This window comes from Halosimplex litoreum, assembly GCF_016065055.1.
In the GTDB taxonomy this organism is placed as follows: domain Archaea; phylum Halobacteriota; class Halobacteria; order Halobacteriales; family Haloarculaceae; genus Halosimplex; species Halosimplex litoreum.
The window spans coordinates 1,745,981-1,767,769 of record NZ_CP065856.1 but is presented as its reverse complement, the minus strand read 5'-3'; the positions used below and the strand labels follow the sequence as shown (position 1 = coordinate 1,767,769).

Below are 21,789 nucleotides of genomic sequence, written 5' to 3'. Positions count from 1 at the left end.
GGTCGGCGCCGCGTGGTATCGTCCCGCGGGGCGATCGGGAGAACAGGTGAATGGGGCGAGCGCTCGCAACGGTTCTCGCGGCCCTCGTCGTCGTATCGCTGACCGTCGGGAGCGTCGCCGTCGCGGGGGCGGCGACCGGTCCGTCGACGGTGGACGATCCCTCGGCGGTGGAGGACCGAGCGGTCGCGGAGCCCTCGACCGTCGGTGAGCGGTCGCCGGACGCGGTTCGGAACGGCACCGCGGGCGGCGTAACGGGTGCGACCGTCGACGCCGACGAGCGGCCAGCGCCGCTGGTCGAGCAGTGGAGCGAGACGTTCGACGGGGAGCGCGGCGACGTGATCGCGGACATCGAGGGGACCGACGACGGCGGCGTCGTGTTCGCCGGGGAGACCAGGCTGGCGTGGGACGACTCGCCGACGACGCAGGCGTGGGTCGGCCGCGTCGACTCGCTGACCGGCGACCTCGACTGGCAGACGGCGTGGGGCGACGGGGAGACGAGGGTGTGTCCGGACGATCTGCCCTGCTCCACGTCGTACCCCGACGACACGGCGGGCGACATCGCGCCCGACGGTAACGGGGGCTTCCTCGTCACCGGCTACTCCGAGACGCTCTCGGCGCGGTACGTCAAACGCACGGGCGAAGGCGATTGCAGATACAACGTCCTGCTCATGCGCGTGAGCGCGGGGGGCGCCACGAACGCCGACGGCGCCGGCGACTGCACGACCTGGATCGGCGGCGCGAGCGGCGTCGCGCCCGGAGCGACGGGGTCGGTCGTCGCCGGGATGCACGTCGCCTCGTACCGCGCGGGCGACACCGAACCCCAGTGGACCGCCTTCCAGAACTCCGGGATCGGCTTCAGCGACGTGATCGCGGTCGACGACGGCTACGTCGCGGTCGGTCACCGGCCGAACGGCCCCGGGACGGTCGCGAAGATCGGCCCGAGCGGGTCGGTCGTGTGGTCCCGGTCCGTCGGTTCGGGGTCGGTCGTCCTGCGGCGGGTCGTCGAGACCGAGGACGGGAGTTACGCCTACGCTGGCTGGACCGAGCGGAACGGCGACCTCGACGCGCTCGTCGGGGAGGCCACCGCCGACGGCGCGATCAACTGGACGACGACCTACGGCGGCAACGGCTACCAGTCTGGGGTCGACCTCGTCGAGGTCTCGGGCGGCTACGTCGTCGCCGGCGCCAACGCCGAGACGCGACCGCAGAACAGCCTCGCCGCGCCGTACGGCGACGGCTGGCTGTTCAAGGTCAACGCAAGCGGGCAGGCGCGCTGGGAGAAGAACTTCACTCGCGAGGACCAGGTCGGCGGCTTCGCCGCAATCGAGACGACCGACAACGGGTTCGTGATGGCCGGGGGCGTCAAGGAGTCGCAGGGCCTCGACCGATCGACGGTCGAGTCGCGCGACGGCTGGGTAGCACGGGCGCTGCGCTGCGTCGACACGGACGGTGACGGCGACACCGACGACGACGACGACGCGCTCTGTGACAACTGGGAGGACGAGGGGATCGACGTGGACGGCGACGGACAGCCCGACCTGGATCTGCCCGGGATGGGCGCCGACAGGGAGCACAAGGACGTGCTCGTCGAGGTCGACTACATGGACTGTGGCGCCGGGGGCAGCGAGTCCTGTTCGACCCCCCACGACCACGAGCCGACCGCCGAGTCGCTCGACCGCGTCGAGGCCGCGTTCGCCGACGCACCCGTCGACAACCCCGACGGCGAGACGGGGGTGAACGTCCACCTGCAGGTCGACGACGCCGTCCCCGAGGACCGGGTGCTCGACTTCGGCGGCTCGTTCGACATGAGCGAGTACTTCGCGATCAAGTACGGCGACGACCGCTGTTCGACCGGCGACGACGGCGGCCACTTCGGCACGACCGACGACCGCGAGTCCGACGACTGCGAGAAGCGACTCGAAGCGCGGCTGCTCGCGTATCACTACCTGCTGTCCGGCCACAACAACTCCGTCGGGGCGCTCGGACTCGCACCAACGCCCGGAAACGACCTCATGTCGTTCGTGAGCGGCCCGCAAACCGACGATCTGGTGCGCGAGCGGGCGCGGCGCACTCACCAGAACGACTCCCTCGAAGACAGGACCATCCACGAGGAGCGCGTCTGGCTGGAAGCGGTGACGATCATGCACGAACTCGGCCACAACCTCGGGCTCAGGCACGGGGGCGGCGACGACCGGAACAACAAACCGAACTACCTGAGCCTGATGAACTACCAGTACGCCCACAACTACGTGGGCCGGGCGACCTCGCTCCCGGGCGTGGACGACGACGCGTTGGCGCGCCCGAACTCCGACCTCGACTTCTCCCGAGAGCGACTCCCCCCGCTCGACGAGACGGCGCTCACCGAGAGCGCGGGACTGCGGGGACCGGGTGACGAGCGCTCGATCTTCATCGGCAACGTGAGTGGGGAGGGGCCCCGACGGTTCGTGATTCCGGGGTCGGGGGAGATCGACTGGAACCGCGACGACCGGATCGCCGGGTCGACGAGCGCGGACGTGAACTACGACGGCGCGCGGACCGCCCTCACCGGCTACGAGGACTGGTCGAACCTCCAGTACGACTTCCGCGAGACGGGGTGGTTCAGACAGCAGTTCTCCAGGTTCTCGGACTTCCACAGCGAGTGGACGTTCCGCGCGCACCTCGACGCCGGGCTCGGTTCGCCCGACGTCGACGGCGACGGTGTCTCGAACTACCGGGACAACTGCCCGCTGCTGGGCAACGCCGGGCAGGCCGACGGGAACGGCGACGGGACGGGCGACGCCTGCACGCGCGACACCGAGGCGCCGGTCCCGCAGTTCGGCGTCGAGGCGGTGACCGTCGACGGCGAGCCCGCGGTCCGCTTCGACGCGTCGAACTCGACCGATCCGGAGCAACGGGGCGTGATCGCCTACACCTGGGACTTCGGCGACGAGTCGAGCGGTTTCGGCCAGTCGCCGACCCACGCCTTCGCCGAGGCCGGGGAGTACTCCGTGGCGCTCACCGTCGAAGACTTCGACGGCGACACCGCGACCGTCGAGCGGTCGGTGGCCGTCGACGCGGTCGCGGCGTCCGACGGCGAGGCGAACGCGGACGATGGCGGCGACGGCGACGCGTCGAGCGGCGACGGCGGGGCGGAGTCGGTCGACGATCCCTCGTCGAACGGCGACGCTTCGGTCGCCGGACCGGCCGCCGTCGGCCCACTCTCGGCGCTCCCCGGCGGTCTCCCGGGCCTCGGGCTCGGATTCGTCGGCGGTATCGCCGGCGGTGTCGTCCTGGTCGCCGGGCTCGCGAGCCTCGGCGTCCTGCGCAGGAAGGAGTCCTGAACGCGAGCGTCACCGCTCCGGTCGCGAATCGATTTTCAGTCGCTCTCAGAACCGGTAGCGCCGCCCGACCAGCAGGCCGCTCGTCGCGAGGCCGAGCCCCAGCCCCGCGAAGACCGCGAGCGGCGCGCCGAGCGGACCGCGTCCGGCGAGCGGGCCAGGCAGGGCGGGCGCGGTCGAGGAGTCGCCGGCGGCGGTCCCGGAGTCCACGCGCTCGCGTGCGTCCGTGTCGCCGGCCGGGTCGCCGTCGCCGGTCGACTGCGAGGGCGAGGCGTCGGTGGGGACCGTCCCGGGGTCGACCGCCTCGTAGGCGCGGATCAGGCCCGCCGTTTCGAGGTAGACGGTGTCGTTCGCGACGGTCATGTACGGTCTGAGCCCCTCGACGTCGAACTCGTAGCGGCGGTCGCCCTCGCTGGCGTCGAACGCCGACACCGCGACGCGCGTCGTGGTCGTCCGGAGTTCGTAGAGGCTGCCGTCGGATTCGGCGATCTCGCGGACGTCGTCGAAGTCGCCGTAGGCCTGGCTCCAGGCGGCCTGCGGGAAGAAGCCGTCCGTGTCCGGGCCGTGGAGCGTGTCGCCGGGATAGGCCGAGAACCCGCCCGCCGAGTAGACGTAGAGGTTGCGCTCGCCCGCGTAGACCGTCCAGGTCGGACCGAGGCGTCGGTCGGAGACTGCCCAGCGAGTGTCGCCGGTGGCGTCGTCGAACCCCTGTACCTTCGGCTCGTCGGTCTCGTCGATTGGCGACCAGGTCTCGCCGACGACCGTCTCCGAGGCGGGGTAGACGGCGGTGATCGCGATCCGCGAGTTGCCCGAGGCGGTCTCCGTCCAAGCCACCTCGCCGGTGGCGGCGTCGATCGCGTGGACGTTCGCGACCGCGTCGCTGTCGAGCGGGGCCGGTCGCGTGGCGTAGACGCGTCCGTTCTCGACCAGCGAGACGCGCTGCTGGCCGTACAGGTCGCCGTTCGGCCGGGTCCAGACCGTCTCGCCGGTCGCCGGGTCGAGCGCGAGGACGGCGCCGGCGTCGAACTCGTCTCGCCCCTCGCGGTAGCCCGCGTAGATCCGCTCGCCGTCGGTCCCGACGCCGGCGGCGATCCCGTCCTGGCGCCAGGCCACGTCGCCGCTGGCGGGGTCGAGCGCGACGAGCGTCTGGAGGCCAGCGTCGACGGTCAGCGTGTGGACGCGGCCGTCGACGACGTAGATCGGGTGATAGCGGCCGTGGGTGCCCGACGCCTTCCCTCGTTCCTCGTAGGGGATCGACCCGAGCTCGTGTTTCCACAGGCGATCGCCGCTGTCGGCGTCGAACGCGTGGAGGTAATAGGTGTCCGGGCCGGTCCCGTTGTTCTGCTCGTACATCACGACGTAGGCGGTCCCGTCGGCGACGACCGGGCGGCCGTGGAGTCCCGCCGTCTCGAACTCGACGCGCCACTCGGCGTCGAGCGTCTCCGCGTCGAGCGCGTACAGCGCCGAGAAAAAGCGCTGCTCGCCCTCGTCGCCGGCCAGCTTGTTCCCGGTGAACACGCCGTACACCTGCCCGTTCGCGACGACGGGTTCGCCGTCCATCTCGGAGTAGGCTCGGTCGGTCGCGTCCACGATACTGAACACGCCGCTGCGGACGATCGTCGCGTTCTCGCCGCGGTGGACGACCGTCTCGCTGGCCGGCTGGAGCGCCGCGGCGGCCGCGACTCCGTCGCTCGCCGCGTCGCCGTCGTCTCCCACTGCGCCACCGTCGTCGCCGCCGGCCAGCCCAGCGGCCGCGACGCCGGCGAGCGGAGCCGCGACGAGCAGCACCGCGACCGCGACGAGGGCGACCGTCCCGACGCTCGGAGCGTCGTCGCTCATCGCGCCCCCAGGGCGTACAGCGTCCCCTCGGTGTTCCCGAGTTCGAGGCCGGCGACGTAGATCCGGTCGTCGGTGACGGTCGGCTGGACGTTGAGTCGCCCGTCGAAGGCGACTCGCCAGTGGTCGCTCCCGTCGTTCGCGTCGAGCGCGCGCAGTTCCGCGTAGTTCTCGTCGGTGCAGTACACCGTCTCGCCGGCGACGACCGGGCTCCCGGCGACGGTGACGTCCCGTTGCCAGGTGCGCTCGCCGCTCCCGGCGTCGAAGGCGTGCAGTTTGTCGACGAGGGCGACGCCCGTGAACACCTGTCCGTGTGCGACCGCGGGCGAGTCGTAGACGACCTGGTTCAGCGTCTCCGTGGACCACAGGTGGTCGCCCTCGGCCGCGGGGTCGTAGGCGTGGACGTGCGTCGGCGCGCCGACGTAGAGCCTGCCGGCCCGGTACACCGGGGCGGTCACCGGCGGTGTCGCGCCCTCGGGTTTCAGGCTCCAGCGCTCCTCGCCGCTCGCGCGGTCGACGGCGATCAGCCACGCCTGCGCGGTCAGGTAGAGCGTGTCGTCGACCACCGCCGGCGGGTTGCGGATCCTGACGCCCGTCCGGAGCGCCCACTGCCTGTCCCCGCTGGCGGCGTCGATCGCGAACAACAGCTCGCCGCCACCGACGTATATCGTCCCGTCGGCGACGACCGGCGCGCTCGCCGGCGTCGAGACGTCGAACGTCCAGCGCCGCTCGCCGCTCGCCCTGTCGATGGCGTGGATCGCCGTCGTCCCGCCGACGTACACCGCCTCGTCGTCCAGCGCCACCGTCTCGACGCCGAGTTCGAGCTTCTCGACCGCGTCGTACACCCACTCCTCCTCGCCGCTCGCGTCGTCGACCGCGCGGACGGCGCCGTTCTCGCCCTCCGCGAGGTAGAGCGTCCCGCCGTCGGCGACGATCGTCCCGACCCCGCCGACCGCGACCTCCCACTCGACCGTCGGCGCACCGTCGAACCCGAGCGGGGCCGTCCGATGCCCCGTGTTCCAGCTGTCGTAGTGATAGCGTGGCCAGCCCGCGTGTTCCTCCTTCGGCCCGCCCATCCCGTCGACCGTCGGTGTCGAGTCGTCCGAAACGGCTCCCGCGGTCCCGTCCCCGCTCGCGTCCGTTCCGGCCACGTCGTCGAGGAGTCCGGTACTACAGCCCGCGAATCCAGAGATCGCGGTCGCACCCATCGCCGACAGAAATCGGCGCCGACTCGCCCACGACCGACCCGAATCGCCCCGCTCGTGCCCCGTCATGTCAGCACTGTTGCTACCGTGTGATATCAACCCCCGGGCTAGAACGCGGCTCGTTCCCCACTCACGTCCGAAAAATTCGTCGCCCGGTCACTCGGCCGGCTGCGCGAACCCGAAGTTCGGCTTCACGTCGTCGACGCGCACCGTCAGCTCGTCGCCCTCCGTGACACCGGAGACGAACAGCGTGAACCCCTCTACTTTGGCGATCCCGTCGCCCTCGCTCCCGGTGTCGACGATCTCGACCTCGACCGTGTCGCCCTCGCGGACCGGCGCCGTCAGGTAGCCCTTTGCGACCAGGTACAGCTCCGAGGACGAATCCCGGGAGGCGTCGGGGCGGACCTGGCGGACGTACTCGAACTGCTCGGCGATGTCGGCCTCCAGGTCGTCCAGATCCTTGCCGTCGAACACCTTGACCGCGAAGTCGCCGCCGGAATCGAGGACGCGGTCGGCGACCTCGAACGCTTGCCGGGCGAGGTGGACCGAGCGGGCGTGGTCCAGATCGTAGTCGCCGGTCATGTTCGGCGCCATGTCCGAGATCACCACGTCGACCGGCCGCTCGCCGGTGTCGGCGCCGACGCGCTCGACGACCTCGTCGATGGTCGAGTCCTCGGTGAGGTCGCCGCGGACGAGTTCGACGCTGTCGTGGTCCTCCAGCGGGTCGATGCGCTGGCGGTCGACGCCGACGACGGTCCCCCGGTCGCTCACTTCCTCGGCGGCGACCTGGAGCCAGCCGCCCGGCGCCGCGCCGAGGTCGACGACGGTGTTGCCCGGCCCGAACAGCCCCGCGGTCTCGTCCAGCTGTTTGAGTTTGTACGCCGAGCGGGCGCGATAGCCCTGCTGTTTGGCCCTGTTGTAGTAGTCGTCTTTCCCGGACATGGTCAGTTGTCCCTGCATACCCCACCGAGACGGATAACTGGCTCGGAGGAAGCCGTCGGCGGACGCGACCGGTCCGCGACCGTCACGGTGGCTCCCGGTGACACCGATGTCAGCCGGTATCGTGTACGTCGCCTGAGACTTATGGGTCCACTGGCCGTACCGACTGACGACGAACCAATGAGCGACGAACCCACCAGCGTACTCGTAACCGGAGCGACAGGCAACCAGGGCGGCGCGGTCGTCGACCACCTGCTGGCGAGCGAGGAGGCCTTCGACGTGCGGGGGCTGACCCGCGACGCGAGCAGCGACGCGGCGGCGGCGCTCGAAGAGCGCGGCGTGACGATGGTCGAGGGCGACCTGAACGACACCGACTCGCTGCGCGGGCCGGTCGGTGACGCCGACGCGGTGTTCGCGGTGACGAACTTCTGGGCGGTCGGCTACGACCAGCAGGTCGAGCAGGGCAAGACCCTCGCGACGGTCGCCGACGAGGAGGGCGTCGACCACTTCGTCTTCAGCGGCGTCGGCAGCCACGACGAGGACACGGGCGTCCCGCACTTCGACTCCGCCGGCGAGATCGACGAGCACGTCCGCGCGACGGACCTCGACTGGACGATCCTCAAGCCCGTCTTCTTCTTCGAGAACCTCGAGGCGTTCGCCGAGGACATCGTCGACGACGGCCAGCTCGCGCTCCCGCTCGCCGAGGGCGTCTCGCTGCAGATGGTGAGCAACGACGACATCGGCCACGCCGCCGCCGTCGCCCTCGAACACCCCGAGGTGTTCGTCGGCGAGTCGATCGACCTGGCGGGCGACTCGAAGACGCTCGAAGAGACCGCCGACGTGCTCTCCGAGGTGACGGGCGTCGACGTCGAAGCCGTCCACGTCCCCATCGAGGACGCCTACGAGAGCTTCGGCGAGGAGTTCACCGTCATGTGCGAGTGGTTCAACGAGGTCGGCTACAGCGCCGACATCGACGCCCTGGAGGAGCGGTTCGGCTTCGCCTTCGACGACCTCGAGGGGTACCTCCACGAGCACGGCTGGGCCGACAAGGACGGCATGGCGACCGTCCCCGGCTGGGTCAAGGCGATGTAGCGAGGGCGGCTCGACAGCCAACCGAACTCGAATGCGCCCGAATCAGACCCCGTAGGGGTCGAACTCTGGACGCGTGTCTTCGTGTCGCGGACAGTCGTATCGGTGGCGGAACTCCGCGACGAGGCGGTCGGCCGCCGCGGTGAAACAGACGAGGACGCCGTAGGGGAGTGAGTAGCTCGTCGCGTCGGGCTGGTCGGGGTCGAGAACGAGCACCTCCGTGGCCGGTCCGCCCACCCCCGGAACGGCCGACAGCGTCGACTCCAGCGGGAGCACCCCGGTGAGAACGTTCGGGACGAACGCGCCGCCGGGCAGGGGGTCCCGCGGCTGGACGCAGCAGGCGCCGACGGGCTCGCCGTCCTCTTCGAGGACCGTGACCACGGGCTCGGTGAGCCCCGGCGTCCAGGCCTCGCGGGCTACGTCCGGCGGCTCGACGCCGACGGCGAAGTCCATCGCGACGCCGCCGACCCGCTCCACGTCGGTCAGCCGCCAGGGCTCCTCGTCGGCGTCCGGGTCGCCGGCGAGTGTGGCCGCGACGAGGTCGCCGGTCGTCAGGTCGTCGACCGCGGGCTGGATGTCGGCGTAGCCGGACTCGTAGACGGTGTACAGTTGCGCCGAGTCGACCGCCTGGAGGTTGACGTGCCGGACCGACTCGACGACGCGATACACCCGAAATCGGCCCGAGCGCTCGACCATGCCGGCGACAGGGGGTGGACACGCCTGTACCCATCGGTCGGACGCTCGCTCCCGAGTGGGCGCGGGCGTACACCTGCGGCGCGCCGACGGGCGCGCTCGCCGTCGCGTTCGAGACGCGCGCGCAGTCGGTCGGCGACCCGTGACCCCCGTCGAGCCAGTCATGTATCGCGAGCCCCGAGTGGTGAGTATGGAATCGGACGAGGTGGGGACGGTGTTCGTCGCGGGGGCGAGCGGCGGGACCGGCCGCGCGGTCCTGCGACTGCTCGGGCCGCGCGTGCCGACCGTACGGGCGCTGACGCGCTCGCCGGGGACGCGCGACACGCTCCGGCGGGCCGGTGCCGACGAGGTGGTCGTCGACGACCTGCTCGACCCGCGCCACCTCGACGAGGCGCTCGCGGACGTCGACGTGGTCGTGAGTACCGTCGGCTCGGACGTCGTGGACGCGTTCTCGTCGGGGCCGTTCGTGGACGGCGAGGGTGCACAGACCCTGCTCGACGCGATGGTCGCCGCCGAGGTGGACGCGTTCGTCATGGAGTCGGCGCTGGGCGTCGGCGACGAGCCCGCGAGCTCGCTGGCGACCGCCTTCGAGGCGGTGATCGGCCCGATCCAGCGGGCCAAAGCCGAGACGGAGGCGGCGCTCCGGGCGGCACCCGTTCGCCACACGATCTTTCGACCTGGCGTGCTCACGAACGGGCCGCGGACCGACGACGTGACCGTCGCCGAACCGGGCGCGACGCTGTACGGGAGCGTCTCGCGGGCCGACGTGGCCCGGCTGCTGGTCGCCGCGCCGGTCACCGAGCGGGCGGCCGACGCGACCTTCGAGGTCGTCGCGACGCCGTCGTTCCCCGCCCGCGCCGTCGACGTGGACTGGCGGTTGCCCGGCGACGCGGACCACGGAGCGGGAGACGGCGGCGACAGCGCGGTGCCGGTCGACGTGGTCGGCGACGGGTCGGAGTCGAGGGGGTAACGGTGGCGGCGACCGCGACGGACCCGGTGTCGACCGTTCTCGTCCTCGGCGACAGCGTGCCGGCCGGCGAGCGGACCGACGCGACGGCGTGGCCGCATCGGCTCCCCGACCTGGTCGAGAGGGCCGCCGACGCGCGGGTCGCCGTCCGCGGGGGGATGGCGACGACGCTGGCCGACCTGGCGGTCGAGGCGACGACGGCGGTCGACGACGCGGTCGGCGAGGGCTGTCCCGAGACTGGTCCCGCCGGCGAGACGGTCGTCCTCGTCCACGCGGGCCACAACGACGCGCAGCTGAGTGGCGGCGAGCCCCGGGTCGAGACAGAGCGGTTCCGTGCGGCAGCGGCGCGCCTCGACCGGACGCTCGCCGACCACGCGGCCGTCGACCGCCACGCGTTCGTCGGCCTCGTGCCGCTGCTGCCCGACCGGGGCGTCCCGTTCGCCGACGCACAGCCCGACCGCTCGCTGGACTACGACGACGCGCTCGCCGAGTGCGTCGGGACCCACATCCCGGTCGCTCGGCCGGTCACGGACTGGGGCGCCCGCACCGCCGACGGCGTCCACCCGAACGAGGCCGGTCACGGGCACGTCGCGGCGCGTGTCGCCGTGTGGCTGGCCGGCGAGGCGTAGACGGGGACGGCACAGTCGTCGCGGTGACCCGCTCAGGTCGTCGTCGCACGACCGGCGAGCGCCGAGAGGGAGGCCGCCGCGCGGAGATCCGCGACCGTGCAGTACCAGGCACCTCGCACGCCGTTGCGGTCGTTCTCGACGGGCGAATCGAGCGGCACCAGGTCGCCGAGTTCGAAGACGACGACCTCGTCGGTGTCCGAGAAGGGGTCGATAGTCGCCGCCCAGTCGCTCTCGTCCATCGGCCCGGGGTCACCGCGGGTCTGGGGCGTCCGCGCCTCGACGGGCGCGTAGTGGGTGACCGCCGACACCGGGGCGGTTCGGTAGAAGGCCGTGTATTCGAACGGCTCCTCGGTGCGGTCGTAGGCGGTCGGCGAGGGGTAGACACCGTCGCGACACCGCTCGAAGGTGTCGGGCTGGGTCGCGACGACGCAGACCCGGGCGTCGGCCGGCGCGTCGTCGTCGGGGGTGTCCGTCGCGAACCGGTCCAGGTCCATGTCGAATCGCAGGGTCGCTCGCGGAAGTAGCCACGGACGGCTGGCGAGTCGGGCCGCTACTCCGTCGTGGCGGTCACGCCGTGGACGAAGAGGTAGGTGCCGAAGGCCGCGACGAGGAGACCGGCGAACTGCGTGCCGGCGGTCGCGACGAAGCCGACGCGCGACGTGTCGTACAGCAGCGGCGCGCCCATGAACCAGATCCCGAAGACGATCGACAGCGTGGTCGCCGGCAGCGGGACGCGCCCGGTCGCGCGGAACAGCTGGAGCCCGCGGACGGTGAACACCAGTCCGAGCAGGCCGCTGGTGACGATACTCCCCACGAAGGCGCGCGGCGCGTCGGCGACCAGCGGCGTCACGACCGCGAGGACGGTACCGAGCACGACGACGACCGCGCTGGCGGTCAGGAACGTACGCGAGCGGTCCGGGACCGTTTCCATACCGGAGACAGGGCCTCCAGCGTGAAAAACGGGGTGGCGACGCCGGATCGACGGGATGGAGCGGCGGGCGGAATACGAAGGTTGGAGTCGGTCGCGTCCCTGGCGAGGGTATGCCGACACAGGACGGCGGCCACGTCGACGAGGCGGTCGCGGCGCTCGCGGCCCGCGAGTACGAGCGAGCGGGCGACGAGTACACCAGAGCGGGCCGGCGAGTACTCGCCGACCCGCGGCCCGATCTCGATCCGTTCGCGGCCGACGAGAAGGGGTGGGTCGGTCAGGGACTCCAGTATCACGCCGTCGCCGCGGTGGCCTACCGGGTCGCCGACCACCCGGACCGGGCCACCCATCGCGCGGTCGAGGGCGTCGCCGTCGCCCGCGACCTGCGGAACGCGCTCGACCACCAGCCACAGCGGGCCTGCCTGCTGGAGTTCGTCGCCGACTACCGAGTCGTCGGCGGCCTCGACGGTGCAGCCGAGGCCTACGACGAGGCCGCGGCGGCCTACCGCGAGGCCGACGACGCCGTCGACGACCCGCAGTACTGGGGGACCACGCCGCTGTTCCAGGCGGCGGCGGAACCGATCAAACAGGTCGCTCGCGGCGGGGCGAACGGCGAGATCGCCGTCGACTGGGAGGACCTGCACGGCGCCGACCCGAGCGCGGCCGGCGACTTCCTCGCCCACCGGGCCGAGTACAAACGCCAGCGGTTCGCCGGGCTCGTCGAGCGAGCGGTCGCGGACGGCCACCTCGCCGCCCCGCGGGGGACCACCGAGTACGGCAACGCTAACCACGAGTGTCCGGCCTGCGGTTCGTCGGACGTCAACTGGGCCGGCGACGATATCCTCTGTCTGCGGTGTTCGACGCCGGTCGAGCGAGTCTGAGCGGGGACCGACGCCCGTCGGTCGCGGAGGGCGAGCGACGACACGCCGGTGGGCAGCGAGTGGCGTTTTTCACTCTGGGGACCTGTGATTCCCCATGCACCTACTGGTCACCGGCGGCAACGGGTTCATCGGCCGACGGGTCTGCGAACGAGCGGTCGCCGACGGCCACGGCGTGACGAGCGTCGCTCGGAGCGGACCACCCGCTCCGGAACGACGGGGACCGTGGGCCGACGCCGTCGAGTGGGTCGCCGCGGACGTGTTCGCGCCCCACGAGTGGCGCGACCGCCTGGCGTCGGTCGACCGGCTGGTCCACTCCGTGGGCACCATCGACGAGGACCCTGCCGCGGGCGTGACCTTCGAGCGGATCAACGGCGACTCGGCGATAGTCGCGGCGCTGGAGGCCGAGCGCGCGGGCGTCGACCGCGTCGTCTACGTCTCCTCGTCGGCGAAACCGCCGTTCGTCGACGAGGCCTACATCACCGCTAGACGGCGCGCCGAGGCCGCTATCGCCGACCTCGACCCGACGGTCGTGGTCCCGCGGTTCGGCCCGGTCTACGGCCCGGACCAGCCCCACTTCCCGGCGATCGCGAATCATCTGTTCGCCGCGATGGGCCGGTTCGAGCCGGTCGCGCGGCTGCTGGGCGCCGACCGGCCGCTCTCGGTCGACCGGGCCGCCGACGTGACCTACCGCCTCGCCGCGACGGGAGACCCGCCGACGGGCGTCGTGACGGGGCCGGAGTGGGTCGGGGCCGCGGCGCAGTCCCCGGAGACCGGGCCGGCCGCCGAGGGGAGGCGAGGGTGAGTGGCGAGCCCGTCGGCGGCGGTGAGCCCGACGACGGCGCGTTCGCCGGACGGGTCGCGCTGGTCACCGGCGCCAGCGGCGGGATCGGCGCGGCGACCGCTCGGCGGCTGGCCGCGGACGGCGCGTCGGTAGTGCTGGCGGCCCGGAGCGAGGAGCCGCTGACCGCGGTCGCCGAGTCCTGTCGCGAGCGCGACGCCGCGGCGCTGGCGGTCCCGACCGACGTGACCGACGACGGAGCCGTCGAGGCGCTGGTCGCCGCGACGACCGAGCGGTTCGGCCGCCTCGACGTGGTCGTGGTCGCGGCGGGCGTCGGCGAGGAGCGCGACCGGTCTCTCGACTCGCTCCCGGTCGAGCAGTTTCGGCGCGTGACCAGAACCAACGTCGACGGTACGTTCCACACCGCACGGGCGGCGTTGCCGGCGTTGCGGGCGACCGAGGGGTCGCTGGTGTTCGTCGGGAGTTTCAAGGGCAAGTACCCGAGCGCGTCGACGCCGGTGTACGCCGCCTCGAAGTGGTGGTTGCGCGGCTTCGCGGCGAGCGTGGCGGCCCGGGTCGGCCCCGAGGGCGTCGGCGTCACGGTCGTCAACCCCTCGGGCGTGCCGACGGGGTTCGGAAGCGAATTCCGCGACGCGACCAACGCCGACCGACTGGACCCCGAGACCGAACTCGACGCGACCGACGTGGCCGACGCCGTCGCCTTCGCCGCCCGGCAGGAGTCGCCGGCGACCGTGACGGAACTCGACCTGAACCGCCGCGATATCCTCGCGCGGTTCTGAGCGGGGCCGCTAGAGAGTCGTGGCTGCCGCGCTCACACCAGTCGTTCGATCGTCCCCTCGAGTTGCGAGCGGGCGGCGTCGGCGTCGACCTCGGGGAGCGCGAAGCTCGTCTTTCGCTCGTCGGCGTCGGCGAGCTCGCTGAGCAGGCCCGCGCGGCGGTCGACCTCGGCGTAGACGGTCAGCGCCTCCGGGGACGGGTCGAACACGAGTTCGAGTTCGTCCAGGTCGCCGCGGAAGGGGCCGCCCGCGGGGCGGAACTCGAACTCCTGGACGAAGCGACGGTCGGTGTAGCGGGCGTACGGGTCGGCCTCGCAGTCGGCGGTCCGGAACGACAGGCCCAGATCCTCGGCGGCGTCGAAGACCGTCTGCATGCGCTCGGTGGGCCGGACGTCCAGCCGGTCCTCGTCCTCGGGGTCGACGGCCATCCCGATCTCCAGGTCGGTGTCGACCCAGACGCCGGCGTCGCCCATCGTCAGCGGCGTCGCGTAGGGGATATCCATGGTCGTCTCGTAGCTCGTCGACTCGTCGGGCTCGACGGTGAACCCGTCGGTGAGATGCAGCCGGTCGACGGTCGCTTCCTCGTAGCCCTCCTCGCCGCGGTAGCGGGTCTCGACTTCCAACTCGATCCGGTCGACGGTCTGTTCGGCGTCGCCGCCCTCGACTTCCACGACGGCGTCGACCGAGTCGCCCGGCCGGACGGACTCCTTCGCCAGAACCGTGTCGACGGTCGCGTTCCCGATGCCGACTGATGCGAGAATCTTCTTCATCCGATCCGATATTTCGTGCGGCTCGACAGATAAATGTACGTGCGCTGGAGACGGAACGGTGGTCGGGCGGGGGGCGAGTCCGCAGGGCGCGGAACACGAGCAGTGCCAGCGCTCGCCCCGTCGGGGCTCCGGCCGGTAGCGGTGTCGGCATGCGGGATCGGCTGGAACGTGCGTCGGCGCGGACAGGTGGGTACGCCCGTAGGCGCCCGGGACGGACGGTTCGGATCCGCCGAAACCGCGCTACGCGGCCACGCGCGGGCTCGCGGGCAAAGAAGGGACTTTTTAACGGATGGGGGCGTAGCCGCGGGCAAGATGTTCAACGCTATCGTGAGCGCGGACACGCTCCGGACGACACTGGACTCCGTGAGCGTGCTGGTGGACGAGTGCAAGATCCACCTCGAAGAGGAAGGCCTGGAGATCCGGGCGGTCGACCCCGCCAACGTCGGCATGGTCGACCTCGAACTGTCGGCGTCGGCCTTCGAGTCCTACGAGACCGACGGCGGCGTCATCGGCGTCAACCTCTCGCGGCTGGAGGACATCGCGGGCATGGCCGACGCCGACCAGCTGGTCCACCTCGAACTCGACGAGGAGACCCGCAAGCTCCACATCGCCATCGACGGCCTGGAGTACACGCTGGCGCTCATCGACCCCGACTCCATCCGCCAGGAGCCCGACCTGCCGGACCTGGACCTCGCGGCCGAGATCGTCGTCGAGGGGCGGGATATCGACCGCGCGGTCACCGCCGCGGACATGGTGAGCGACCACATCGCCCTGGGCGTGGACGACGCCGACGAGTACTTCTACGTCGACGCGGAGGGCGACACCGACGACGTCCACCTCGAACTCACCCGCGACGACCTCATCGACCTGACGGCGGGCACGGCCCACTCGCTGTTCTCGCTGGACTACCTGAAAGACATGAACAAGGCCATCCCGAAGGACGCCGAGGTGCGGATGGAACTCGGCGAGGAGTTCCCCGTCAAGATGCACTTCGACATCGCCGAAGGCGAGGGTCAGGTCACGTTCATGCTCGCACCGCGCATCCAGAGCGACTGAACCACCGTCCGCGCTCCGATTTCTCAGCCGGTCGTCGCCGCTCCCGCCAGCGGCGCGTCCCGACAACGGTAAACGGGACGGCCGTGTAGCGCGGGTGAATGACCGAGCCCGCCGGCGACGACCTCGGGGTCGACGGGGAGTTGTCGCTCCCGCCCTCCCGCGAGCGCGGCGAGGGAGAGGTTCACGTTCTCGGCACCGCACACGTCTCCGAGCAGAGCGTCGAAGAGGTCGAGGAGACCATCGCCGAGCGGCGACCCGACGTGGTCGCCGTCGAACTCGACGAGGGGCGCTTTCGCCAGCTCAAAGGCGAGACCCCGGACGACATCGACCCCGGCGACATGCTCCGGGGCAACACCGTCTTCCAGTTTCTCGCCTACTGGATGCTCTCGTACGTTCAGACCCGCATGGGCAAGAAGCTCGGCGTCGACCCCGGCGCCGACATGTTGGCCGCCGTCGATTCCGCCGAGGAGCACGGCCTCGGCGTCGCCCTCGTCGACCGCGACATCCAGCTGACCGTCCAGCGCTTCTGGGCCAGACTCAGCCCGCTGCGCAAGGTCTCGATGCTCGGCAACCTCACTCTCGCGGTCGGGTCGCCGATCGCCGTCGGTGCCGGCCTGGGTCTCTCCCTGGGCCTGTTCGTCGGCTTCTCGCTCGCGATGGTCGGCGCGGGCGCCCTCGGGTTCGCGAGCGCCGACTTCGTCGCCGCGCTGGGGCCCGGGACCGTCGCACTCGCGGGCGGCCTCGTCGGCGGCGCGATCGGTGGCGTCGTCCTCTGGAGCCTGCTCGAACCGTGGCTCGTCGAGTGGCTCGAACCCCTGCCCGTCCCGAACACCACGTACGTCAGAGCTGCGGTCGGCGTCATCGTGGGCTCGGCGGCGGGCGTCGCGGTCGCCGCCGGCGGCGGACTCGCGTTCGGCCCGCTCTCGGTGTCCAGCGACCGGTTGACCGGGCTGGGCGGGTTCGTCCTCCAGGCCGGGACCGGCGTCCTCGGCGGTGCCCTGAGCGGCGCGGCCCTCGGAGCGCTCGGGGGCGCCGTCCTCGCGACGTTCCTGCCGGAGGAGGAGGACTTAGAGGAGATCGACATCGACGAGCTGACCGACGCGGACGTGGTGACGGCGATGATGGAGGAGTTCCGTCGGTTCGCCCCCGGCGCCGCCGAGGCGCTCATCGACGAACGCGACGCCTTCATCGCTCACCGACTCGTCGCGCTGCGGGAGGCGGGCTACAGCGTCGTCGCGGTCGTCGGCGCCGGCCACCGCGAGGGTATCGAGGGCTACCTCGCGGACCCGCAGAGCCTGCCGCCGATGGAGTCGCTGGTCGGCGAGGCCTCCGGGACGAGTCTCACCGGGTATCTCTACAAGGCGGTCGGCTACCTGCTCACCGTCGGCTTCCTCGTCTTTTTCGTCCTGCTGGCGCTCGGCGGGGCGAGCAACGCGTGGCTGGTCGAGTTGTTCGTCGCGTGGTTCGTCGTCAACGCACTGTTGGCGGGCGGGCTGGCGAAGCTCGCGGGCGCGACCTGGCCCAGCGCGGTCGTCGGCGGCGGCGTCGCCTGGCTCACCAGCGTCAACCCGCTGTTGGCGCCCGGCTGGTTCGCCGGCTACGTCGAGTTGCGCTACGTCGACGTGAACGTCTCCGACATCGGGCGGCTCAACGAGATCATGGACGACGAGACGGCGCCGGTGAGCGAGATCTTCGCGCGGATGCGACAGGTCCCGCTGTTCCGACTGATCCTGGTCGCCGGGCTCACCAACGTCGGGAGCATGATCGCGAGCCTCGTCGTCTTCCCGCTGATCCTGCCGATGCTGTCGGCGCCGATCGGCGGCGTCGACGCCATCCCTGGGCTGTTGCTCGACGGCGCACGCAACGGCTGGGGGATCGTCTGGGGTGTCGTCTCGTGAGCCGACGCGGCGGGGCGGCCGGTCGGTCCCCTCGCGGCGGTCGGCGAGCGCCGGGTGGCGACCGCGGCTGGCACGGGATCAGTTTCAGCCGGCGCGAACTCCGGGACCTGGGGATCGCGTGGCTCGCGCTGGGCGTCGCGTTCATGCTGTTCATCGATCGGTCGCTGGTCGAAGCGGTCACACGAGGGACGGTCGCGCCGTCGACGATCGCGATCGCGCTGGCCGTCTCGTTGGCGAGCGTCGGTGTCGCCTTCCTCCTGCACGAACTCGCGCACAAGGTCGTCGCCGTCCGCTTCGGCCAGGTCGCCGCGTTCCGGGCCGACTACGGCATGCTCTTTCTCGCGGTGATGTCGGCGCTGGCGGGCTTCCTGTTCGCCGCGCCCGGTGCCGTCGTCCACCGCGGCCGCATCACCGCCCGCGAGAACGGCCTTATCGCGCTGGCCGGCCCGGTCACGAACGTCGGCCTCGCTGCCGTCTTCCTGCCGCTGTTCCTGTTCGGCCCCGGCCTGCTCGGCCTCGTCGGCCAGCGCGGCCTCAGCATCAACCTCCTGCTGGCGGGGTTCAACATGATCCCCTACGGCCCGCTGGACGGCCGCAAGGTCCTGGGCTGGAGCAAGCCCGTCTACGTCGCCGCCGCCGTCCCCATGCTCGCGCTCGCGCTGTACGCGCTGGTCGGCCTCGGGCTCTGAGAGCGAACAACGCACTTCTCGCTGGCGCCCCAAGCGCCGCCGTGACCCAGCCAGTTCCCGCCGAGGTCGAAGCGCTGTTGACCGGCGACCCCGTCGCGGCGCACCTCGCGACCTGCGTCGACGACCGGCCCCACGCCGCGCCGGTCTGGTTCCGCTACGAACCGGCCGAGGGCGACGACCGGCCGGTGATCGAGGTGATGACGACCGGCCGGAAGCTCGCGAACGTCCGCGAGAACCCCCGCGTCGCGCTCTCGATCCAGGAGAGCGACGCCGGCCACCCCGAGTGGACGGTCACCGTCCGCGGCACGGCGACGGTCGTCGCGGACGACGCCGAGACCGAGCGGGCCAACCGGCGGATCAACGAGCGCTACGGCGCCGACCCCGACGACTGGTCGGACAACACTCTCGTCCGGGTCGCCGTCGGGTCGGCGTCGCACCGGACCTACTGACCCGTCGCTTCCCCCGCCGGGGGACGAGCCGGTTCGGACCCAAATCCCGAAGTAACTGTACTCGCTGTAGTACCTATGGCACTCCCCCCGTGGCCGGTGGCGGCCTCGTTCGTGGCGGCGGCGGGGACACTCCTGTTGATCCGCTATCTGTGGCGCTACCGCGGCAAGCCGGGCGCGGACTGGTTCCTGGCGAGTCTGGGCGCGCAGGCGACCTGGAGCCTGGCGTACGGGGTCGCACTGGTGACCGTCGCCGAGCCGGTGCGGTGGGCGCTGGAGGTGGTCTCGTGGGCGGCGATGGCGGGCACCGGCGTCTACTTCCTGGCGTTCGCGCTGGCGTACACGGGACGCGGTGGCGTCGTCGACCGGGCGTGGCAAGGGTTCGCCGGGTTCCCGATACTCGTCGGGCTGATCGGGGCGACGAACCCGGTCCACGGCCTCGCATGGGCGGACTTCGAGGTGGTTCGGGTGCTGGGTGTCGCGGGCGCGACCTACGACATGCGGCTGTGGGCGCTGCTCGCTGCGACGGCCGGGGTCCTGCTGATCACCGTCGGGAGCCTCCTGCTGTTCGACACGGTCGTCAGCTACGGGCCGCTGTACCGGCGGGAGGCGGTCGCGGTGGGGCTGTCGACGTTCCCGCCGGTCGCGGCGGTGCTGGCCTGGCTCTACGGCGTCGGGTCGGTGACGGCGGTCAACCTCGTGACCGTCGCCTTCCTCCCGCACGTCGCGCTCGACGCCTACGCGTTCGTCGGCAGCGACATGTTCGAGTTCCACCCGGCGACCCGGCGAGTGGGCGAACGGGCGGCGATCGACGACCTGGGCGCGCCGGTGGTCATCGTCGACGAACAGCGCCGGGTCGTCACGCTCAACGGTGCCGCGGAACGGGTGTTCGGCGTCGAGAAGACGGCGGCGCTGACGCGGCCGCTGTCGGCGCTGCTCGGCGAGGACTGCGGCGATCCGACCGAGACCGAGACCGTGGCGGTGCAGTCGGGCGGGCGGCGGCGGGTCTTCACGGTGACGACGACGCCGCTGTCCGACGCCGGCGGGACCCACGTCGGTTACACCGTCGTCTTCCAGGACGTGACCGAGGAGCGCCGGCGCGAGCAGCGCCTCGGCGTGCTCAACCGGGTCCTGCGGCACAACCTCCGCAACGACATGACCGTCGTCCAGGGGTTCACCGAGGCCGCCGCGAGGGAGGTCGACGACCCCGAGATCCGCGGCATGCTCGACCGCGCCGATTCGAAGGCGACGGAACTGGTCGCGCTCGGGGAGAAGGCCCGGACCGTCGAGCGCGTCCTCGACAGCGATCCGCGCGCCGAACGGGTGGACGTGGCCGAGCTACTGGAGGCGGTGCGGGCGGAGCGAGTCGGCGCCGGGGCCGACGATGGCGCCACCGCGGCCGACGGGGACGGGGCGACCGTGACCGTCGAAGCGGCGGACGTGACCGTCACCGCGGACCCGGCGGTCCTGCAGGTCGTCGTCGGGACGCTGCTGGAGAACGCGCTGGAACACGCCGGCGAGGCGCCGACGGTGGTGCTGTCGGCCGAGCGCCGTGGGGACGCGGTGGCGGTCACCGTCGCCGACGACGGCCCGGGGGTGCCCGACCACGAGCTCGACGTGCTGACGGCGGGGGCGGAGTCGGCGCTCGAACACGGGTCGGGACTGGGACTGTGGCTGGCCGACTGGGGCGCGACGGCGCTGGGCGGCGACCTCTCGTTCGACACCCGCGACGGGACGCGGGCGACGGTCACCGTGCCGGACGCCGAGGAGGCGGGCCCGACCGGCGAGTCCTCGAGCGACGACCGCGGTCAGGCGCTCGCGTAGCCCGCGACGTCTTTCTCCTCGAGCTTGCGCTCGGCCTCGACGACGGAGTCGGCGGTCTCGCCGCTGTAACCCACGTCGCGGGAACGGCGCTCGAAGGCGTTGACGACGACCTGGCTCGTCTCCTCGTCGGTGACGCGGACGACGCGGTCGACGCCCATCTCCTTCAGTTCGGCCTGGGCACGCTTGATCGGTTTGGCGGCCTCGGGCGACGGCGGGGTGAACCCGGAGAGGTCGTTGACGATGTCGAACCCGTCGCGCAGCCCCTCGGCAGCTTCGACCGTCTCGTCGGCGGCGGTCTCCATCTCCGCCCGGTCCATCCGGCCGCTGAAACTCAGGGACAGTCGGTTCGTCCGCGGGTCTGCTTCTATCTCGTACATACCAGTACGTACCGTCCGATTCTCAATGGTAGGAATGCCTTACTCGTTAGGTGTCGGCGAAACCGTCGAATACCGCGCCGAAACGACTCAGAGACGGTCTTCGAGGACGGCGCCGAAGCCGGCGGCGCCGATACAGAACGAGAGAATTCCGCCGACGCCGGTGAGGACGAGCCCGCCGTTGAGCGCGGCGGCGACGAAGAGCGAGGCGGTCCAGTCGTCGCCTTCGCGGTCGACGAGCCGGTCGGCGATAGCGAGGAAGGCGACGGTCGCGCCGACGGCCCAGACGACGTAGGCCAGGAGGACCAGCGGGATCGCGACGAGGATGCCGAGGACGGTGATCACGAGGACGACGGTGACGAGCGCGAGGGCGATCAGCACGAGAAAGCCGTAGACGAACGAGCCGACGGGGTCGTCGACGACCGCGGCCATCCGGTCTTCGAGGAACTCCGGCGCGACGGCGGTGAGGATGGCGCCGACGACCAGCGTCGTCAGGAACGAGCCGAGGGCGCCGCGGACGACGTTGGCGAGGGGGTTCAGATCGATGTCGACGTTCACCTGCACCAACGCGTCGGCGACCGCCGCGAGCGCTGCGAGCATAGCCGGCGACGACGGCCGCCGGCAGTAAGTAGCCACCGGCACGATCGGGGCTCTGCTGGCGGCTCGATGCCGT

General features: G+C 71.6%; 22 protein-coding genes. 13 read left to right on the top strand and 9 right to left on the bottom strand.

Annotated features, from left to right (window positions below):
- Positions 1-50 precede the first annotated feature (50 nt).
- Positions 51-3,320 (top strand): PKD domain-containing protein, encoded by a 3,270-nt coding sequence (locus tag I7X12_RS08795; RefSeq protein ID WP_198063448.1) that lies wholly within the window; start codon positions 51-53, stop codon positions 3,318-3,320.
- 45 nt (positions 3,321-3,365) lie between these two features.
- Here I7X12_RS08795 and I7X12_RS08790 read toward each other — a convergent pair whose 3' ends face one another.
- The 3 genes from I7X12_RS08790 to I7X12_RS08780 all read right to left on the bottom strand — a co-directional run bounded on the left by I7X12_RS08790 (position 3,366) and on the right by I7X12_RS08780 (position 7,300).
- The gene (locus tag I7X12_RS08790) at positions 3,366-5,156 is read right to left on the bottom strand and encodes a PQQ-binding-like beta-propeller repeat protein (protein ID WP_198063447.1); all 1,791 of its coding nucleotides are present in this window, start codon (positions 5,154-5,156) and stop codon (positions 3,366-3,368) included.
- Positions 5,153-6,427, bottom strand: a complete 1,275-nt coding sequence (locus I7X12_RS08785; protein ID WP_198063446.1) for an outer membrane protein assembly factor BamB family protein — start codon at positions 6,425-6,427, stop codon at positions 5,153-5,155. The genes I7X12_RS08790 and I7X12_RS08785 overlap by 4 nt, the downstream gene beginning before the upstream one ends.
- A gap of 87 nt (positions 6,428-6,514) precedes the next feature.
- On the bottom strand, positions 6,515-7,300 hold the full coding sequence (locus I7X12_RS08780; RefSeq protein WP_198063829.1) for a 23S rRNA (uridine(2552)-2'-O)-methyltransferase: 786 nt from the start codon (positions 7,298-7,300) through the stop codon (positions 6,515-6,517).
- 177 nt (positions 7,301-7,477) lie between these two features.
- On the opposite strand from I7X12_RS08780, the gene I7X12_RS08775 reads away from it, so the two are divergent.
- The gene (locus I7X12_RS08775) at positions 7,478-8,389 is read left to right on the top strand and encodes an NmrA/HSCARG family protein (RefSeq protein WP_198063445.1); all 912 of its coding nucleotides are present in this window, start codon (positions 7,478-7,480) and stop codon (positions 8,387-8,389) included.
- A gap of 42 nt (positions 8,390-8,431) precedes the next feature.
- Here I7X12_RS08775 and I7X12_RS08770 read toward each other — a convergent pair whose 3' ends face one another.
- Positions 8,432-9,082: a hypothetical protein gene (locus I7X12_RS08770; protein WP_198063444.1), complete on the bottom strand. Its 651-nt coding sequence runs from the start codon at positions 9,080-9,082 to the stop codon at positions 8,432-8,434.
- A 14-nt stretch (positions 9,083-9,096) separates the two neighbouring features.
- Between I7X12_RS08770 and I7X12_RS20680 the strand changes: the two genes are divergently transcribed.
- The 3 genes from I7X12_RS20680 to I7X12_RS08760 are packed head-to-tail and all read left to right on the top strand — an operon-like array spanning position 9,097 to position 10,675.
- Positions 9,097-9,225, top strand: coding sequence for a hypothetical protein (locus tag I7X12_RS20680; protein ID WP_269750356.1), 129 nt, complete (start codon positions 9,097-9,099; stop codon positions 9,223-9,225).
- 44 nt (positions 9,226-9,269) lie between these two features.
- A complete protein-coding gene (locus I7X12_RS08765) occupies positions 9,270-10,049 on the top strand; it encodes an NAD(P)-binding oxidoreductase (protein WP_198063443.1) in 780 nt (259 codons plus the stop codon).
- A gap of 26 nt (positions 10,050-10,075) precedes the next feature.
- Positions 10,076-10,675 (top strand): SGNH/GDSL hydrolase family protein, encoded by a 600-nt coding sequence (locus I7X12_RS08760; RefSeq protein WP_198063442.1) that lies wholly within the window; start codon positions 10,076-10,078, stop codon positions 10,673-10,675.
- Between the two features lie 32 nt (positions 10,676-10,707).
- Here I7X12_RS08760 and I7X12_RS08755 read toward each other — a convergent pair whose 3' ends face one another.
- Positions 10,708-11,169, bottom strand: coding sequence for a hypothetical protein (locus I7X12_RS08755; RefSeq protein WP_198063441.1), 462 nt, complete (start codon positions 11,167-11,169; stop codon positions 10,708-10,710).
- A 56-nt stretch (positions 11,170-11,225) separates the two neighbouring features.
- The gene (locus I7X12_RS08750) at positions 11,226-11,606 is read right to left on the bottom strand and encodes a hypothetical protein (protein WP_232343127.1); all 381 of its coding nucleotides are present in this window, start codon (positions 11,604-11,606) and stop codon (positions 11,226-11,228) included.
- Between the two features lie 110 nt (positions 11,607-11,716).
- On the opposite strand from I7X12_RS08750, the gene I7X12_RS08745 reads away from it, so the two are divergent.
- From I7X12_RS08745 to I7X12_RS08735, 3 genes are all read left to right on the top strand, one after another.
- Positions 11,717-12,484 (top strand): hypothetical protein, encoded by a 768-nt coding sequence (locus I7X12_RS08745; protein ID WP_198063440.1) that lies wholly within the window; start codon positions 11,717-11,719, stop codon positions 12,482-12,484.
- Positions 12,485-12,578: 94 nt separating this feature from the next.
- Positions 12,579-13,286: an NAD-dependent epimerase/dehydratase family protein gene (locus tag I7X12_RS08740; RefSeq protein WP_198063439.1), complete on the top strand. Its 708-nt coding sequence runs from the start codon at positions 12,579-12,581 to the stop codon at positions 13,284-13,286.
- A complete protein-coding gene (locus tag I7X12_RS08735) occupies positions 13,283-14,062 on the top strand; it encodes an SDR family oxidoreductase (RefSeq protein ID WP_198063438.1) in 780 nt (259 codons plus the stop codon). The genes I7X12_RS08740 and I7X12_RS08735 overlap by 4 nt, the downstream gene beginning before the upstream one ends.
- A gap of 32 nt (positions 14,063-14,094) precedes the next feature.
- On the opposite strand, the gene I7X12_RS08730 is transcribed toward I7X12_RS08735, so the two are convergent.
- Positions 14,095-14,829, bottom strand: a complete 735-nt coding sequence (locus I7X12_RS08730) for a sporulation protein (RefSeq protein ID WP_198063437.1) — start codon at positions 14,827-14,829, stop codon at positions 14,095-14,097.
- A 312-nt stretch (positions 14,830-15,141) separates the two neighbouring features.
- Between I7X12_RS08730 and I7X12_RS08725 the strand changes: the two genes are divergently transcribed.
- The 5 genes from I7X12_RS08725 to I7X12_RS08705 all read left to right on the top strand — a co-directional run bounded on the left by I7X12_RS08725 (position 15,142) and on the right by I7X12_RS08705 (position 20,742).
- The gene (locus tag I7X12_RS08725) at positions 15,142-15,885 is read left to right on the top strand and encodes a DNA polymerase sliding clamp (RefSeq protein ID WP_198063436.1); all 744 of its coding nucleotides are present in this window, start codon (positions 15,142-15,144) and stop codon (positions 15,883-15,885) included.
- A 98-nt stretch (positions 15,886-15,983) separates the two neighbouring features.
- On the top strand, positions 15,984-17,783 hold the full coding sequence (locus tag I7X12_RS08720) for a TraB/GumN family protein (protein WP_198063435.1): 1,800 nt from the start codon (positions 15,984-15,986) through the stop codon (positions 17,781-17,783).
- Positions 17,784-17,860: 77 nt separating this feature from the next.
- On the top strand, positions 17,861-18,472 hold the full coding sequence (locus tag I7X12_RS08715) for a zinc metalloprotease (protein WP_198063827.1): 612 nt from the start codon (positions 17,861-17,863) through the stop codon (positions 18,470-18,472).
- A 41-nt stretch (positions 18,473-18,513) separates the two neighbouring features.
- Complete coding sequence (locus I7X12_RS08710) at positions 18,514-18,921, top strand: pyridoxamine 5'-phosphate oxidase family protein (RefSeq protein ID WP_198063434.1); 408 nt, start codon at positions 18,514-18,516, stop codon at positions 18,919-18,921.
- Between the two features lie 75 nt (positions 18,922-18,996).
- Positions 18,997-20,742: a histidine kinase N-terminal 7TM domain-containing protein gene (locus tag I7X12_RS08705; protein ID WP_198063433.1), complete on the top strand. Its 1,746-nt coding sequence runs from the start codon at positions 18,997-18,999 to the stop codon at positions 20,740-20,742.
- Here the strand turns inward: I7X12_RS08705 and I7X12_RS08700 are convergent.
- Positions 20,727-21,119 (bottom strand): hypothetical protein, encoded by a 393-nt coding sequence (locus I7X12_RS08700; protein ID WP_198063432.1) that lies wholly within the window; start codon positions 21,117-21,119, stop codon positions 20,727-20,729. The genes I7X12_RS08705 and I7X12_RS08700 overlap by 16 nt on opposite strands.
- An 87-nt stretch (positions 21,120-21,206) precedes the next feature.
- Positions 21,207-21,716 (bottom strand): hypothetical protein, encoded by a 510-nt coding sequence (locus I7X12_RS08695; RefSeq protein WP_198063431.1) that lies wholly within the window; start codon positions 21,714-21,716, stop codon positions 21,207-21,209.
- Positions 21,717-21,789 lie beyond the last annotated feature (73 nt).